The sequence below is a fragment of the Anaerotignum sp. genome (assembly GCF_045122575.1).
GTDB lineage: Bacteria > Bacillota > Clostridia > Lachnospirales > Anaerotignaceae > Anaerotignum_A.
The window spans coordinates 1-12,924 of the sequence record NZ_JBGVHV010000094.1 but is presented as its reverse complement, the minus strand read 5'-3'; the positions used below and the strand labels follow the sequence as shown (position 1 = coordinate 12,924).

General features: G+C 45.4%; 14 protein-coding genes and 1 pseudogene. 7 read left to right on the top strand and 8 right to left on the bottom strand.

Annotated elements, in window-relative coordinates; translation table 11 throughout:
• The first annotated feature begins 192 nt into the window (after positions 1-192).
• On the top strand, positions 193-657 hold the full coding sequence (locus tag ACJMLT_RS04230) for a low molecular weight protein-tyrosine-phosphatase (RefSeq protein WP_405727063.1): 465 nt from the start codon (positions 193-195) through the stop codon (positions 655-657).
• A gap of 80 nt (positions 658-737) precedes the next feature.
• On the opposite strand, the gene ACJMLT_RS04225 is transcribed toward ACJMLT_RS04230, so the two are convergent.
• From ACJMLT_RS04225 to ACJMLT_RS04210, 4 genes are read right to left on the bottom strand one after another with little or no spacing between them, the layout of a single operon-like run.
• A complete protein-coding gene (locus ACJMLT_RS04225) occupies positions 738-1,940 on the bottom strand; it encodes an acyltransferase family protein (RefSeq protein ID WP_405727060.1) in 1,203 nt (400 codons plus the stop codon).
• 29 nt (positions 1,941-1,969) lie between these two features.
• The gene (locus ACJMLT_RS04220; RefSeq protein ID WP_405727057.1) at positions 1,970-3,031 is read right to left on the bottom strand and encodes a M20/M25/M40 family metallo-hydrolase; all 1,062 of its coding nucleotides are present in this window, start codon (positions 3,029-3,031) and stop codon (positions 1,970-1,972) included.
• A 15-nt stretch (positions 3,032-3,046) separates the two neighbouring features.
• The gene (locus ACJMLT_RS04215) at positions 3,047-3,847 is read right to left on the bottom strand and encodes a nitrilase-related carbon-nitrogen hydrolase (RefSeq protein WP_405727054.1); all 801 of its coding nucleotides are present in this window, start codon (positions 3,845-3,847) and stop codon (positions 3,047-3,049) included.
• Positions 3,848-3,859: 12 nt separating this feature from the next.
• Complete coding sequence (locus ACJMLT_RS04210) at positions 3,860-4,195, bottom strand: arsenate reductase family protein (protein ID WP_405727051.1); 336 nt, start codon at positions 4,193-4,195, stop codon at positions 3,860-3,862.
• 122 nt (positions 4,196-4,317) lie between these two features.
• Here ACJMLT_RS04210 and ACJMLT_RS04205 point away from each other — a divergent pair, with 122 nt between their 5' ends.
• From ACJMLT_RS04205 to ACJMLT_RS04190, 4 genes are read left to right on the top strand one after another with little or no spacing between them, the layout of a single operon-like run.
• The gene (locus ACJMLT_RS04205) at positions 4,318-5,073 is read left to right on the top strand and encodes an exodeoxyribonuclease III (protein ID WP_405727048.1); all 756 of its coding nucleotides are present in this window, start codon (positions 4,318-4,320) and stop codon (positions 5,071-5,073) included.
• A gap of 12 nt (positions 5,074-5,085) precedes the next feature.
• Positions 5,086-6,102 carry a transglutaminase domain-containing protein gene (locus ACJMLT_RS04200; protein WP_405727045.1) on the top strand — a complete coding sequence of 339 codons (1,017 nt, stop codon included), beginning with the start codon at positions 5,086-5,088 and terminating at the stop codon, positions 6,100-6,102.
• A 23-nt stretch (positions 6,103-6,125) separates the two neighbouring features.
• Positions 6,126-6,749 (top strand): CatA-like O-acetyltransferase, family 2, encoded by a 624-nt coding sequence (locus ACJMLT_RS04195; RefSeq protein WP_405727042.1) that lies wholly within the window; start codon positions 6,126-6,128, stop codon positions 6,747-6,749.
• Positions 6,750-6,768: 19 nt separating this feature from the next.
• The gene (locus ACJMLT_RS04190) at positions 6,769-7,269 is read left to right on the top strand and encodes a CDP-alcohol phosphatidyltransferase family protein (protein ID WP_405727039.1); all 501 of its coding nucleotides are present in this window, start codon (positions 6,769-6,771) and stop codon (positions 7,267-7,269) included.
• Positions 7,270-7,324: 55 nt separating this feature from the next.
• Here ACJMLT_RS04190 and htpG read toward each other — a convergent pair whose 3' ends face one another.
• Together htpG and ACJMLT_RS04180 are read right to left on the bottom strand one after the other, a co-directional pair.
• Positions 7,325-9,328 carry a molecular chaperone HtpG gene (gene htpG, locus ACJMLT_RS04185; RefSeq protein ID WP_405727036.1) on the bottom strand — a complete coding sequence of 668 codons (2,004 nt, stop codon included), beginning with the start codon at positions 9,326-9,328 and terminating at the stop codon, positions 7,325-7,327.
• 152 nt (positions 9,329-9,480) lie between these two features.
• Complete coding sequence (locus ACJMLT_RS04180; protein ID WP_405727033.1) at positions 9,481-10,338, bottom strand: AraC family transcriptional regulator; 858 nt, start codon at positions 10,336-10,338, stop codon at positions 9,481-9,483.
• Positions 10,339-10,469: 131 nt separating this feature from the next.
• Here ACJMLT_RS04180 and ACJMLT_RS04175 point away from each other — a divergent pair.
• Together ACJMLT_RS04175 and ACJMLT_RS04170 are read left to right on the top strand one after the other, a co-directional pair.
• Positions 10,470-11,189 (top strand): annotated as a pseudogene (locus tag ACJMLT_RS04175) (aspartate kinase); the annotation flags it as partial.
• A gap of 129 nt (positions 11,190-11,318) precedes the next feature.
• A complete protein-coding gene (locus ACJMLT_RS04170) occupies positions 11,319-11,705 on the top strand; it encodes a rhodanese-like domain-containing protein (protein ID WP_405727030.1) in 387 nt (128 codons plus the stop codon).
• A 47-nt stretch (positions 11,706-11,752) separates the two neighbouring features.
• On the opposite strand, the gene ACJMLT_RS04165 is transcribed toward ACJMLT_RS04170, so the two are convergent.
• Both ACJMLT_RS04165 and ACJMLT_RS04160 read right to left on the bottom strand, forming a co-directional pair.
• Complete coding sequence (locus tag ACJMLT_RS04165; RefSeq protein ID WP_405727027.1) at positions 11,753-12,397, bottom strand: YczE/YyaS/YitT family protein; 645 nt, start codon at positions 12,395-12,397, stop codon at positions 11,753-11,755.
• Between the two features lie 101 nt (positions 12,398-12,498).
• Positions 12,499-12,924, bottom strand: a 426-nt coding sequence (locus tag ACJMLT_RS04160) for a DUF5721 family protein (protein ID WP_405727024.1), incomplete at its 5' end; no start/stop codon positions are given.

The window sequence follows — 12,924 nt, the reverse complement described above, 5'->3', positions numbered from 1 at the left end:
CAGGGTCTTATTGTCACATTTTTATTATATGCTGATCACAACAAAATCACAAAAATATATGTATTCAGAGACTACGTTATCACACTTTTATCAATATTCCCATTCTAAGCATGTAATGTCGTGAATTGTTTTTGATTGTTTTTATGATATAATGAATGAATCACAGCATGATAAGGAGACAGCATCCACAGCATGAAAAGCATCCTGTTCATTTGCCACGGCAACATCTGCCGCAGCACAATGGCGCAGTTTGTTTTTCAGAATATGGTAAATGGAAGACACCTTACAGATAAATTTCATATTGATTCTGCGGCAACTTCCAGAGAAGAAATCGGTAATCCTCCTCATAGAGGAACCGTGCAAAAAATGAAAGAAGAAAATATCCCAGTGATCCCGCACAGAGCAAAACAGATCACATGGAAGGATTATGAAGAATATGATTATATCATTGGTATGGACAGCAATAATATGAGAAACCTTGGCAGGATGCTGAAAGGAGACCCTCAGAACAAGGTACATAAATTTCTCACTTTTGCAGGTTCCGGAAGAGATATTGCAGATCCCTGGTATACAGGTGATTTTGATGCAACTTACGAGGATGTGGTAGAAGGCTGTGAAGCCTTTCTCAGATTCCTGGAAGAAAATAAAAAGATTTGACAGAATGAAAAAAGGAGCGGCGTTTTATCACGCGGCTCCTTTTTGATGAAAGCATATCTGTGCTGCAGATATGTGTTAATTCATTTTTGCGGTTCGTTTTTCTGATAAATCCATTTTGCATGGACAACAGTTAATTTGTTCATTGTTTTTGCCCAGAAGTCCATACCGAAAATCACTGCCAGCAGAAGGGATACCAATAATACCTCTGCTACGGCAAGATACTCATTTCGACTCAGGATATCGTAAAAGCCACCATAGATCAGAAAATCCTTAAACAGGCGATGCAGGACATAAATGCCGATGGTATTTTTGCCCAGTTGGGCCAGAAAGGTTTTTCTTCTGGGACAAAGGGAAAATAATCCGAACAAAAGGATTGCTGTACCGATAATCCAGAGGATGCAGGTCAGAGGTGCCATGTGATAGTACCATTCCCCCAGTTTCAGCAGTTTGGAATAGGGAGATACGCCAAAGAAAAATACCCCCAGCCATTTTTTGATCGCTCTGCCCTGCCATGTGATGAGAAGGGCGGAGAGAAGGAAAAGGATGGATAGTACAGGCTTCCATTTTGGATGGCTGACGATTTTTTCGAAACGCTCTCTGGGGATATAAAACCCTGCCAGAAAAAAGGGCAGGAAATTGACTGCACGGGAGAGGGTCAGAAATTTCCCCACATTGTCCTGATAATTGATGAGGGCAGCCAGAAGCACGGCTACAGCCAGAACATATCCGGGCTGCATGTTTCGGGTCAGGTAGACAAAGATATGAAACCAGATCAGAGCCATCAGATACCATGGAGCGGCACCGACGGTGAGGAAGTCTGTTTTCAGAAGGGAAAAACCGACGACCAGCAGGATAAATCCATTCCGAAAGAGGGCAAAGCGGCTGTAAAGCTGTGACAGCAGCCAGATGCCCAAACAGAACAGGCCTACGATCAGGATCAGTTCCATCGTGTGGCGGTTTTCGTCAAAGTATGGCCGACGGAAAATAAAATGCACCAGATCGATGGCATTCTTAAAGAGAAGATACAGCCATGCGTAGGACAGCAGTTTTTCTCCTTTATACTCCTTTTTCAGAAATCCTTTTGCCAGATAGCCAGACATGAAAAGAAACCCGGGCATGTGGAAAAAGTAAATGAAAGTTCTGACACCGATAGCAAAGGTAGAATTCATATCCTGCAGATAACTGAGCAGATGGCCGCAGACCACCAGAAAGATCAGAATGCCTTTGATATTGTCAATATGATAATTTCTTGTTGATACGACAGAAGTCGGTTGTTGGTTCATATCGTTACTCCGTTTTCTATGATGGAACCTTAGTATTCCATCAGTTTGAAAAAGATATCCATGGTGGGCTGAAGAAGACCATCAGGATATGCATAATGTTCTGTATGCAGAGGAGGATGATCCTCGCCGGCACCAATGCCGAAAAAGGCTCCTTTGCAATGATTCAGATAATGTCCGAAGTCTTCGCTCCAGCGCATAGGTACTTCCAATACAGTACCATTAAAAAGCTGGAGAATTTTTCCTGCATTTTCAGGTGTGTTTTCCGTGGCAGGGAAAACATCCTGCACTTCATAAGAAAAGTCAAGATGGTAGGTTTCGGAAAGTTCTCTGGAAAATGCCAGAATGGCTTCATGCAATATATGTAAGTCGCCATTATGTTCTGCTCTTACTGTCAGCCAGATCTCTGCTTTTTCTGCGGCTGCACCAAAGGCTTTTTCGCCCATTTCCACACCGATGACCGTGCATAATGTCATACCGCTATATTTTTTTGCAGAAGACAAATTGGGGATTTCGCACAGCAATTTACCCACAGTTTCTGCAGGAGAAATGCCGTTTTCGGGATATGCTGCATGGGCAGGTTTTCCTTTGAAAATCAATGTGAGCCCCAAGGAACCGCAGGCAAATGTGCCCGGGCGGGTAGTCACCTGACCCAAAGGCAGTCCGGGCAGGTTATGGGTACCGTAGATTTCGTCTACGGTTTCTTTCTGGAACAGTTCACAGCAGGGGCCTGCACCTGCGCCTGTTTCTTCTGCAGGCTGGAACAGGAAAAAGATATTTCTGCCGAAAATCTGTCCTTCTGCCATCAGGGCTGCTCCGCAAAGGGCGGCAGCATGGCCGTCGTGACCGCAGAGATGGCTTGCCGTACCGTCGGGCATGGCCAAAGCATCGTAATCTGCACGCAGAGCCATAGCAGGATTTGTTGCGTTTTCTTCCCTGTGGGCGGCGTAAAAGCCTTCTCCGCAGGGGTGAAGTTCCATGGTTGTATGTTTTTTCAGAAAGTCCATCAGAAGGGCTTTCGTTTTTTCTTCTTTTCCGGAGATCTCTGCACAGTTGTGCAGGTCATGTCTCAATTTTATGATTTTGTCCATCATTTGTAAAACACCTTCTTATTCTGCGTGGTGCTGCTTCCAGAGGGCATGGTACAATTCGGGCTTTCTGTCTGCTTTTACGGGGAAAGTGCTGCGGTAAGCATCCACTTCTGTCAGGTCGATCTCCACAATGGCAATGCCGCTGCCGCCATCCATGTGAGCCAATACTTTGCCCTGAGGAGAAATGACCATGCTGTCTCCGTTATAAGACAGGCCGCCTCCGTCGCCGCTGCGGTTTACGCCGATGATGAAGCACTGGTTTTCAATGGCGCGGGCTTTCAGTAGTGTCATCCAGTGATCTCTGCGAGGGGTAGGCCAGCTGGCAATAACTGTGATGACTTTGCTTTTTTCGGAAAGCACCTGAAAAGGTTCGGGGAAACGCAGATCATAGCAGATTAGAGGAGAAACAGGCACACCTTTTACTTCGCAGAACTGCAGTTCACTGCCGCCGATGTAATGCTCCGCTTCGGCACCGAAGGAGAAGGGATGGATTTTTGCATAATCCGCCAGCTGTTCGCCGTTTTCGTCCAGAATGATGCAGTGGTTGGTGGAAACACCGTTTTCGTATACAGGCAGGCCATAGCAGACTGCAACACCGTTTTTCTTCGCTTCTTCTTTGAAGAAAGCCATGGTTTTGCTGTTCTGTCTGTCTTCGCCGTAAGTTTCGGGGTTCAGGGTAAAGCCGGGCAGGGTCATTTCAGGGAAAACGATGAGATCTACTTCCTTTTCCCTTGCTTCTGCCATCAGCTGGGCGCAGATGCCCATGGCGTATTCTTTATTTTCAAAACCCATGTCGATTTGTCCTAATGCGATTTTCATAACGTTTCCTCCTTATTCCCAGGTTTTCCAGATATCGGGGCAGAAGCCCAGTGTGAACTGTTTCCCGTTGCGCACGATGGGGGTGGCAAAAAGTTCGGGATTTTCAAACAGGGTCGGCTCCCGTTTCAATTCGTCAATGTAATCCATATACAGTTTGGTATAGGCTTTTGCCTTGCGGTCGATCATATCTTCCACGGGGATGCATTTTTTTGCCGCATCAAAGACTGCCTTTGCCATGCCGAACTGATGCAGGTCAATATACTGATATTTGATTTTTCTTTCTTTGAAATAACGCTCTGCTTTTTTGGTATCAAAGCATTTTTTGGAACCATAAATCTGGATATTCATGTGCAAACATCCTTTCTTTGTATTTCTGTTATAATATTTCATTTTATAATATTTTTCATTGTGGAGCAAGACAAAACCCGAGGATTCTGGTATACTTAATGGCAAAAAGGAGGTATGAATTTATGAAAATGATTTCCTGGAACGTAAACGGCTTAAGAGCCGCTGTAGGCAAAGGCTTTCTGGATTATTTCAAAGAAGCCGATGCGGATATATTCTCTCTGCAGGAGACAAAACTGCAGGCAGGTCAGATCGATCTGGAACTGGAAGGCTACCATCAGTACTGGAACTACGCAGAAAAGAAAGGGTATTCCGGTGTAGCCGCTTTTACAAAGAAAGAACCTTTGAACGTGACTTACGGCATCGGCGTGGAAGAACATGACCACGAAGGCCGTGTGATCACAATGGAATTTGAAAATTTCTATCATGTGACTGTTTATACACCCAACTCTCAGGCGGAAAATGCCCGTCTGGATTATCGCATGGGCTGGGATGATGCTTTCCGCGCGTACGTAAAAGGTCTGGATGCAAAGAAACCCGTCATCATCTGCGGTGACCTGAACGTGGCACATAACGAGATCGACCTGAAAAATCCTAAAACCAACCGCAGAAGTGCCGGCTTTACTGACGAAGAACGCGGGAAATTCACAGAACTCTTGGAAGCAGGTTTTGTGGATTCCTTCCGTCATTTCTATCCCGATATGAAAGAAATTTACTCCTGGTGGAGTTATCGCTTCAAAGCAAGAGAAAAGAATGCAGGCTGGAGAATCGACTATTATGTAACATCCGAAAGTCTGCGGGAAAAACTGGTGGATGCGAAGATCCACACACAGGTGATGGGTTCTGACCATTGTCCTGTAGAACTGGAAATCGAACTGTAAGAGGATTTGGAAATGGAACAGTATTATTACAATACCCTGACAAAACCACAGCAGAATAGTTACAACGCCATCAAAGCGGGGCTGCAGTCTCTGGCTCCGTCTTTTCCTGTGCCTTTATTGGAAAACAGGGAACTGACTGATGTTTTTATGAAACTGCGTCTGGATCATCCCCAACTGTTTTATGCAGGAACTTTCAAATACCGCTATTATCCCGACGGCAGCAATGCGGAAATGATCCCCGAATATCTTTTCGAAAAAGGGAAGATCAAAGATCATCAGAAAGCATTGCAGGCGAGGGTGGAAAAACTGGCAAGACCCATGATGAAGGCAACGGAGATGGAAAAACTTCTGTATATCCATGATTTCATCTGCCAGAATGTCCATTACGATAAGCTGAAAAAACAGTATTCCCATGAAATCATCGGCCCTCTGGGGCATGGGGTGGGGGTATGTGAAGGGATTGCCAAATCGGTGAAGATCCTTTGTGATGCCCTGAATCTCTGGTGCGTCATTGCCCTTTCGGGAAATAATCCTGAAAAAGGTGTGAAATACCGCCATGCATGGAACATCGTAAAGGTGGACAAGAAATATTATCATCTGGATTGCACTTTCGATAATTCTCTGGGCAATCCCGATGAGATTCGTTACGACTATTTCCTGCTGAATGATAAGCAGATGTTCCGTGACCACGAAAGACTGGTCTGGAAGATGCCTGTTTGTGAGGATGGGGAACGGTTTTATTACAAAGAGAAAAAACTCTCTTTTACAAAGATGGAGGACGTGCAGAAACGCTCCATGCAGGCGGTGAAAAAAGGGAGAACCCTCATTTTCCACTGGCGCGGCGGCTACATGACAAGAGAAATCGTGCAGGACTTCCTCAAGATTTTTAAGGAAGAAGCGGAAAAGAAAAACAAACATGCCAAGGTTTCTCTGAACTGGGCGCAGGCTGTGGTGAAGGTACAGTTCATTGAGCAGGTACCTGTGGAAGAACTGACCATGGAAGAAGCCAATGAAGGGGAAAAAGAATAAAATCAGAACAGGAGGGATAGGAGATGGCGAGAGAAATCGACCCGAAGGATACCACAAGAGCCATGGCTTATGCATTGTGGATGAAAGCACCAAATCCGATGGTAACTTTTTTCAAAACCTTGGATGTGACCAACCTGGCGAAGGTATCCAGGAAGAGAAAACTGAAATTTAATATGCTGCTGGATTACTGCATTGGCAAAGCAGCTGCAAATATCAAAGAATTTTATATTCTTCCTGTTGGTGATAAATTGATGGAATATGATACCATTGCAGTCAACACCATCGTAATGAATAAAGAAAATCAGGTGAGTTCCTGCGATATCTTATTTTCAGATGATCTGAAAACATTCCATCGGGAATACATGAAGTATACGAAACAGGTGGCAAAGACCTGTCAGGATAGAGATTTATCTGAGGACAGCATGGTCATCGGCACCTCTGCTATTGTGGATACGGAAATCGACGGCGTGGTTGGTATGAACAGCGGCATTTTCCATAATCCATTCCTTTTCTGGGGGAAATACAGAAAGAAATGGTTCAGATATGAACTGCCTGTTTCCTTCCAGTTCCACCATACACAGATGGATGGTGCTCATGCAGGCAGATTTCTGGAGAATTTGCAGAATGAGATCCGTCGGCTGAAATAAGTGGAAACGGGGGATGAATATGAAGAAACAGACGGCCAACTTCATAACGGGCGGTCGTATTTTCGGAGCCATTCTATTACTGGTTTTTCCGGTGTTTTCTATTTCGTTTTATATCTTATATCTGCTTTGCGGGGTTACGGATATGGTGGATGGTACCATTGCCAGAAAAACGGGTTCTGTCAGCAAATTCGGGGAAAAACTGGATTCTTTTGCGGATTTTTTGTTTGTGGCGGTATCTCTGGGTAAAATTTTGCCTGTCATGGATCTTCCTGCGTGGATGTGGTTCTGGTGCATGATCATTGCAGGGATCAAAGTTTGTAATATCGCATGGGGAATTCTTTTCAGGAGAAAAATTTTCACCCTGCACACGATGATGAATAAACTGACAGGATTACTGTTGTTTTTGCTGCCGTTGACCCTGCAGGTGATTGATTTAGAATATAGTGCGGTTCTGATAGGTGCTGTGGCGACATTTGCTGCGGTGCAGGAAGGTCATTTGATCAGAACAGAAGCTGCATAAAAAAAGACCGAAGACGAGAATTTCGTCAGCGGTCTTTTTGTTTGTCAGAATAATATTATTTTTCCAGTTCAGCCAGTCTTTCCAGCAGCAGGTTGCTTCTGTCGATGAAGGTTGTCATTTCATCGGAAGTCAGAGGTCTGTGGCTTATCAGTGCCAGATCGTACATCTGACGGCTCAAGAGATCTGCATCAGCTTTCTTTTCTTCTTTGCCGATCATGGAAAGCAGTGTCTGTACCAGTTTGTTGTTTTTGTTCAGTACCAGTGTTTCATCGGGCTTCATACCTGCAAACATGGCTTTGAATTCTTCGTTATTTGCATAAGCTTCCATCATTTCCATCATACGTCTGGATTCTTCGGAAAGCAGGATCATGGCGGAAACCTTTTCTGCCTTCAGTGCTTCCAGTTTTACGGTCAGTTTATCGTTGGAAACGACAGCGCGGAACAGATCCTGCATCTGGTTCTTTTCAAACTCAGCGGCCTGTTTCTTCGCTTCGGAATCCTCAATATCGGATTTTTCCTGCAGAGAATCGATGTCTGCGTCTACACGCTGTACTTTCAGTTTGATATCCTGATTTTTGTATTCCAGGAAGGAAACGAAGGGTTTATCTACGGGCGTATCCAGAATGGCCGCTTCCAGACCCTGTTCCTGGAACAGACGGATATACTGTGCCTGCTGATTTACGTCATGGGCAAAGTAGATCACATTTTCATGTTTTTCCTTGTTCTTTTCCAGATATTCGGAAACGGTTTCGTAAACGCCGTCTGTTGTTTTCAAGAGCAGAGCATCTTTTACTTTATCGTAGAGTTTTTCTTCTCTCATGCAGCCATATTTGATGAAGATGTTGATATCATCCCAGAAGCCTTCGAAGGCAGGTCTGTCGTTTTTGAAGAGCTGATTCAGTTTGTCCGCCACTTTCTTTGTGATGTAGGCATTCATTTTTTCTACATAACCATCGTTCTGCAGGGCACTTCTGGAAACGTTCAAGGGCATATCGGGGCAGTCCAGAACACCTTTTAAGAGCAGCAGGAATTCGGGAACGACTTCTTTTACGTTATCTGCGATATAAACCTGATTGCAGTACAGTTTGACTTCGCCGTCACGCATATCGAACTGGTCTGTCAGTTTGGGGAAGTACAGGATACCTTTCAAGCGGAAAGGATAGTCCATGTTCAGATGGATCCAGAACAGGGGATCGTTGATATCGCCAAATACTTTGCGGTAGAAAGCCTTATAGTCTTCGTCGGAACATTCGGAAGGTTTTTTCTGCCACAGAGGGTTGGTGTCGTTCATGGGAACGGGTTCTTCCTCTTTTTCTTCCGCAGCTTCTTCTGCATCCTGATCTTTCTGCATCAGTTCCATGGCTTCTTCCATGGAAACGTGCTGTGCTGCCTTCTTCGCAGCGGCTTTTTCTTCTTCTGTTTCTTCTTTCAGAACATCCACAAAGATGGGTACGGGCATGAAGGAACAGTATTTTGTCATTGCTTCATACAGGGTTGCTTCGTTCAGGAATTCTTCCCCGTCAGCGCCGATATACAGTGTGATGGTCGTACCTCTTTCGGTTCTTGTGCCGGCTTCCATTTCGTAATCAATGCCGCCTTCGCAGAGCCATTTGGCTGCTGCCGCGCCGTTCTGGTAGGACAGGGTATCGATCTCTACTTTATCTGCTACCATGAAAGCAGAGTAGAAGCCCAGACCGAAGTGGCCGATGATTTCATTTTCGCCTTCGCCTTTTTCCTGAAATTTCTGCAGGAAATCGGTTGCGCCGGAGAATGCGATCTGGTTGATGTATTTTTTGATCTCATCGGCAGTCATACCGATCCCGTTATCTTTGATCTGCAGTGTTTTGTGATCCTGATTCAGAACCACATGGATCTCATATTTTTCGTCTGTGGGGATGTCTGCTTCGCCCATCATGTTCAGTTTCTGCAGCTTTGTCACTGCGTCACAGGCATTGGATACCAGTTCACGGATGAAGATATCCTTATCTGTGTAGAGCCATTTTTTAATAATAGGTAAGAAATTTTCACTGTTAATGGAAAGATTGCCTTTTTCCTGCATGATAATGACCTCCTTGGGGTGATTTTTGAAAAGGGAAAGCGGCGAAATCGCCGCTGTTTTTGTCTCACAAAATATATTTTATCATTGGGAAAAGAAAAGTCAAGATAAAATTAGCACTCAATCAAATCAAGTGCTAACAAATTGGAATTGTATTATTCGTAAGTTTCATCCGCAGGGGCAGAACTGCCTTTTCTTCCTGTGGGCGTGGTGCCGAAATGCTTGGCATAGGCTCTGGTAAAAGAAGAATAGCTGCGGAAGCCGGACTGAAAGCAGCTGTCGGTAGCGGAAATGCCCTGACGGATGAGGTCGCGGGCATGAAGCAGACGGCGTTCCTGCAGATAATCATGGATGGAACGGCCTGTTTCCTGTTTGAACAGGCGCATCATGTGAAATTTGCTGATGAAAAATTCATCTGCCAGCAGATCAATGGAAAGATCTTCCGTCAGGTGGGCATCTATATAGCGCAGGATATCCAGGATACGGCTGTCCGTGGGCGTAATGGGGGTGGAGAAGGTGGTTTTGGGGTCACGGATACTACGGGCGATTTCGATGAGCAGGCGCAGCAAAAGCCCGTTGCTTAGAATCACTCTGCCGTAATCATCCCTTGCCAGCTCCTGTTCCAGCGCATCGGAGACCGCCCATAGGGCGTCGGGATCATTCAGATGCAGTACATGTCCCTGTTCTCCGCGAAAGATCTCTTCCAGCTGACAATCGGGTACAGACTGCTGCCGCAGGAATTCGGGAGAAATATAGATGATGACCCTTTCATAGAGGAGGCCATGCTCAAATTCCGGTCGATGTACACAATGGCTGCCGATCAGTACGATATCTCCTGTTTCCAGAGAATAGCGATGCCCCTCTACCGTATAGCCGCCGCTGCCACTGCGCAGCATCAGCAGTTTGCAGAATTCATGATAGTGGTAGTCCACATTGGTGCCTTCTTTGTCTTTCAGATGAAACAATCGGAAATCATCCAATAGATATCCTCGTTTTTCATATCCGTTTTCCATGGCTGTCTCCTTTCTGATAGCATTATTTGCAATAATCATAGCATAAATCGCGTTTTCTTTGCAAGTCATGCTGAATATAATAAGAAAAGAAAATGAAAGCGAAGGTCTGTTGGGATAAAGGAGTGTTGACCATGTTGATCGTAAAAAAATTCGGCGGTACATCGGTTGCAAATAAAGAACGTATTTTCAATGTAGCAAAAAGATGTCTGGAAGACTATAACAAAGGTAACGATGTTGTTGTTGTACTGTCTGCCATGGGCAAACATACCGATGAACTGATTGCCCAGGCAAAGGCGATCAATCCCAATCCCTCCGAAAGAGAAATGGATATGCTCCTGTCCATCGGGGAACAGATGTCTGTGGCGTTTATGGCAATGGCACTGGAAGCAATGGGTGTGCCTGCGGTTTCCCTGAATGCGTATCAGGCAAAGATCCATACAACAAACGTACATGGCAATGCAAAGATCACAAACATTGAAACAGACCGTATCATGGATGAACTGAAACAGAGAAAAATCGTGATCGTAACAGGGTTTCAGGGCATTACAGAAAATAACGATATCACAACACTGGGCAGAGGCGGCTCTGATACGACAGCAGTAGCGCTGGCAGCGGCCCTCAATGCAGATGCCTGCGAAATTTATACAGATGTGGACGGCGTTTATACAGCAGACCCCCGCAAAGTACCTACTGCAAGAAAACTGGCGGAAATCTCCTATGATGATATGCTGCAGATGGCACTGAATGGTGCAGAAGTGCTGCACAGCCGTTGTGTGGAACTGGCAAAAAAATGTAATATCCCTCTGGTAGTGCGTTCCAGCATGAATCGTGTGGAAGGTACCGTTGTCAGAGGTCATGCAGTTGTGGCATAAAAAATCGGGATCAGAGAAATCTGATCCTTTTTTTGTAAGAAAAACCGTATTGGAAACAAAAGACTGGACATGCTACAATATAGAAAAACAGAGAAAAGAGGAGAACTGATGAAAAAATGGATCTATATACTCCTGTTATTGCTTTTGACCGGCTGCCGGATGACGACAGAGGAGCCTGTGGGCTATCAGCAGATCAAGGCGGAAGAAGCGAAACAGATGATGGAAGGGGAAAATAAAGACTTCGTGATTCTGGATGTGCGGGAACAGGAAGAATACGATGAGGGGCATATCCCCGGGGCAGTGCTGCTTCCGGTAGGCATGATCGATGAGGATACGGCTACCGGTGTGATCCCGGAAAAGGATACGGTGGTTCTGGTCTACTGCCGCAGCGGAAACCGCAGCAAAACCGCAGCCAAGGCATTGGCTGAACTGGGATATACCCGGGTATATGAATTTGGGGGCATCAAGGACTGGCCCTATGAAACAGAAAAATGATGCAAACAGAAAACGCCCTGTCCCATGGAGGACAGAGCGTTTTTTTGTTATTTTTTTGCCTTTTCCAGAAAAGGAATAGATACTTTTCGGTTGAAGAAATCGATCAGAGGGCCCATGGAAGAAGCCGCCAGAATCGTTCCCAGACCGACAAAAGTGGGAATCGCGGAAATTTTTCCGTCGCCAAGCAGAAATAATGTGATACCCAGAACCACACAGACTGCATCGGTGGCAATACGGATGTATTTAAACTTGCCCAGTTTCCATTTATTTGCCATGATCAGCGCAACGGCGTCGTAGGTGGATACCCCCAGATCGGCGGTCATGTATACGGAAGAACCGAAGCAGAGAGCCACAAAACCGAATACAAGGCTGGTGATGCGGATCATCAGGGAAGCATCGGGGAAGATGCCCAACAGGGTCTGATGGGTGAATTCCACCACATAGCCCAGCAGGAACAGATTGATGAAAGTGGCGATGCCGATATAATGTCTGTCAAAAATCAGGGCAAAAAGCAGAAGTACGGCATTTACGATGACGTATAATGTGCCGAAGGAAATAGGGATCATCTGGTTGATGCCGCACATGAAGGTCTGGAAGGGATCTACGCCGAGGGCGGCCAGTTTGAAAAAGCCGACACTGACAGCACCGATCATCACACCGCAGATGGACATCAGGATCTTTCTTGATTTCATAAATATACGCTCCTTATCTTTTGTGAAAAATTGTCCATACAAGCATACCAAAAAGTGCGGAAAAGTCAATAGGAATCAAGGGTATACGCGCATTTTGTGCATCAGTCTTTTTTCAGCTGGATGCCGATGTCGTTCTTTTTGAAAAATTTCAGTACATATTCTTCCCACAGTTTTTCACTGCTTTTATCTAGAGAAAAACTGGTCTGGGAGATGGCGGTGGTGCAAAGTACCGTATTTTCCCTAAAGAGGATATTCAGAAAGGCAGCGGAAGTATTGGGCAGATGTTCCAGTTTTTCATCGGGCAGGGAAAAAACGATTTTGATGCTTTTGGGCAGCTTGTTTCCCTTGATGGCCTGAAACACAAAGGGACGCATTTCTTCCCAGCGCACATAGCGGGAAAGCCCCTGTTCCAGTTCTTCCGTGCCGTAAAAATCCATGTTGCGCTTGCCTTCCATGAGGAAAGAGGCGAAGGTGGAGAGTTCTCCCTGACGGAAATGGAAGGTGTCAAAGGTGTCCCCCTTCAGAAG